This window comes from Rhodoblastus sp., from assembly GCF_041915505.1.
Lineage (GTDB): Bacteria > Pseudomonadota > Alphaproteobacteria > Rhizobiales > Beijerinckiaceae > Rhodoblastus.
The window spans coordinates 1-3,337 of record NZ_JAYSBG010000368.1 but is presented as its reverse complement, the minus strand read 5'-3'; the positions used below and the strand labels follow the sequence as shown (position 1 = coordinate 3,337).

The 3,337-nt window shown below is 69.0% G+C and carries 2 protein-coding genes; both read left to right on the top strand.

Annotated elements, in window-relative coordinates; genetic code table 11:
* On the top strand, positions 1-2,499 hold a 2,499-nt coding region (addB, locus tag ACE3S9_RS17025), incomplete at its 5' end, for a double-strand break repair protein AddB (protein ID WP_374547670.1).
* Positions 2,496-3,337 (top strand): UvrD-helicase domain-containing protein (locus tag ACE3S9_RS17020; RefSeq protein WP_374547669.1); only part of this gene is annotated, 842 nt, incomplete at its 3' end. The genes addB and ACE3S9_RS17020, both read left to right, overlap by 4 nt.

Genomic DNA, 3,337 nt, shown 5'->3' with positions numbered 1-3,337 from the left:
GCGATCAGCCTGTGGCCCGATATCCAGCGCGAGCGCGGCTTCGTCGATCCGGCCGCGCGCCAGCAGGCGTTGATCGCCCGCGCGCTGGAAGCCGTGGCGCGCGAAAAAAATCCGGTCATCGCCATCGGCTCGACCGGTTCGAATATCGCGACCGCCCGCCTGCTCGCGGCCATCGCCCGCGCGGAGCAGGGCGCGGTGGTTCTGCCCGGGCTCGATCTTCATCTCGATGAAACATCCTTCGCCGCGATCCGCGCCGGCAATGAGCCCTGCGCCACCCATCCGCAGGCGTTTCTGGCGCGGCTGATCGAGACCATTGGCGTGACGCGCGACGAGGTCGTCGCGCTCGCGGAAATGGGCGCGCGCGACCGCTTCGCCTCGGAAGCCTTCCGGCCGGCGGATACGACCGATCTGTGGGCGATCTGGCGCGCGGATCAGGCGCCCGGCGCGCTGGAAGACACGCTCGCGAACGCGGCGCTGATCGAGGCCGCCGACGAACGCGAGGAGGCTTTGGCCATCGCCGTCTGCCTGCGCGAGGCGTTGGAACATCCGGGCCGGACGGCGGCGCTGGCGACGCCGGATCGCGGCCTCGCCGAGCGCGTGCGCGCGGAACTGCTGCGCTGGAATGTCGAGATCGACGATTCCGGCGGCGCGCCGCTCGCCGCCGCGCGGGCCGGCGTGATTGCGCGGCTGATTCCGCTGGCGCTGACGGGCGCCGGCGCCGATTGGGCGGCGCTGCTGTCGCATCCCGATTGCACGCTCGGCCTCGGCGCCGAAGCCGAGCGCCTCGCCGGCCTGTTCGAGATCGGCGTGTTGCGTTCGGACGCGACGGGCGATCTTTGGCACGAAAGGATCGCGCCGGCGCGCAAGGCGACGGAAGACCCGCACGCCCATCCTCGCCAGCAGGCGATTTCGCCCGAGGATTGGACCGCCTTGGACGATTTCGCAGCGCGGCTCGACGCGGCTTTCGCGCCGCTGCGAGAACTGTCAGGGGCCGCAGGCGAAAGCGGGCTGAAACCGTGGCTCGCCGCGCATCGCAAGGCGCTCGGCTTGATTGTCGCGGGCGATGCGACCGCGCTGCCGGCGGGCGAGGATGGCGAGGCGCTGGAGCGTCTGTTCGCGGAGCTGGAGCAATCGGCCAATGCGGTCTTCACGTTTCATGCGGAGAGCTATACCGCTTTCTTCGACGCGCTGATCGGCGAGCAGGTGTTACGCGGGCCGGCGCGCGCCCATCCGCGCCTGAAAATCCTCGGCCTGCTCGAAGCGCGTCTGATCGCGGTCGACCGCCTCGTCATGGCCGGGCTGGACGAGACGGTCTGGCCGCCGCGTGGCCAGACCGACTGCTTCCTCAACCGCGAGATGCGCGCCAAGCTCGGCCTGTCGTCGCCGGAGCGCCGCATCGGCCAGACCGCGCACGATTTCACACAAGGATTCGGCGCGCCCGAAGTGGTGCTGAGCCGCGCAAAAAAACGCGGCGGCGCGCCGACCACGCCCTCGCGTTTCCTGCAACGGATGGAGGCTTTGGCCGGCGCGCCTGTTTTCGCCGAATTGCGCGCGCGCGGCGACAACTGGCTCGCGCACGCGCGCCAGCTCGACGCTGCGCCATTGGCGTCGCCGCTGCGCCGCCCGGCGCCGGTCCCGCCGCTCGCGCTGCGCCCGCAAAAATTGTCGGTGACGCGGATCGAAACGCTGCGGCGCGATCCCTATGCGATCTATGCCGAATTCATCCTGAAACTTCTGCCTCTGCCAGAGCTCGATCAAGAACCGGGGTTGCGCGAAATCGGCGTGGCGTTGCATGACGCGCTGGACCGGTTCTGCCGCCTCTATCCCGCCGGCCCCTTGCCCGATGACGCGCGCGCGAAACTGGTGGCGCTGGCGCAGGACAATCTGGCGGATTTCATGACGCTGCCGGAATTTCTCGCCTTCCGCTGGCCGCGTTTGTTGCAAGGGCTCGACAAATATCTCGCTTTCGAGAGCGAGCGGCGGCCGCTGCTCGAACAGCTCGCGGTCGAGGTCGGCGGCCGGCTGACCATTCCGCTGGCTGACGGCTCGGATTTCGCGCTCACAGCCAAGGCGGACCGCGTCGAATTGCTGAAGGATGGAACGGCGGCCGTGGTCGATTATAAGAGCGGGCGGCCGCCATCCGACAAGGAGGTGCGCGCCGGCTGGGCGCCGCAATTGACGCTCGAGGCGGCGATGCTGGAGCGTGGCGCCTTTCGTGGCGTGCCCGCGCGCGCGGCGACCGACGCCTTTTACGTGCCGATCGGCGGCGGCAATGCGAAAACGCGCGGCCTTGACGATCCGAAGGAAAAGCCTTTCGCGGAACTGGTCGCCGCGCATTTCGAGGAACTGGTTCAACTGCTCAACGATTTCCGCGATCCGAAACAGGGCTATCCGGCGCGGCCCTTTCCGCAATTCGCTCTGCGCTACAATGATTACGACCATCTCGCGCGGACACGGGAATGGTCGGCCTCCGGCGCCGAGGGCGGGGAGGACTCATGAGCGGCGCGCGGCTCATTCCCGAGGACACGCGGGCGCGACAGGCGCGCGCGTCCGATCCGCGCAATTCAGCCTGGGTTTCGGCCAATGCCGGCTCTGGCAAGACCCATGTGCTGGCGCAGCGCGTGATCCGCCTGCTGCTGGCGGGTTATGCGCCCGGCCGCATCCTGTGCCTGACTTTCACCAAGGCGGCGGCGGCCAATATGGCCGAGCGCGTGTTTCAGACTTTGTCGAAATGGACCGCGCTCGACGATGCGGCTTTGGCGGACGCCATCGCGGCGACCGGCGCCGAACGTTCGCGCGAGAAACACGCACTGGATTTCGCGCGCAAATTATTCGCGCGCGCGGTCGAGACGCCGGGCGGATTGAAGATCCAGACCTTGCACGCCTTTTGCGAACGCGTGCTGCATGCGGCGCCCTTCGAGGCCAATGTTGCGGCGGGCTTTGTCGTGGCGGAGGATGTCGAGCGGCAGCAATTGATTGCGCGCGCGCGCCGCGATGTTCTGGCGCGCGCCGAACATGACGCGCGGCTCGGCGTGGCGCTGACGCGCGTGGCGGAGGACGCCGGCCTCGTCTTCGACACGCTGCTCGACGAGGCGCTCGGAAGGCGCGCACAGTTCCGCGCCGAGGCGCCGGACGCCTTGCGCGCGGCGCTCGGGTTGGCGCCGGGCGATACGCCAGACGTCTTGCGCTGCGCTTTGCTGGAAGGCGGCGGCAGCCCGGAACGCTGGCGCGATTGGGCGGCCTTTCTCCACGGCGGCAAGAAGAGCGACGGCGCCAATGCCGAGGCTTTGGAATCGGCGTGGCGGCATTGGCGCGCGGGAAGGCGCGGCGAGGCGCT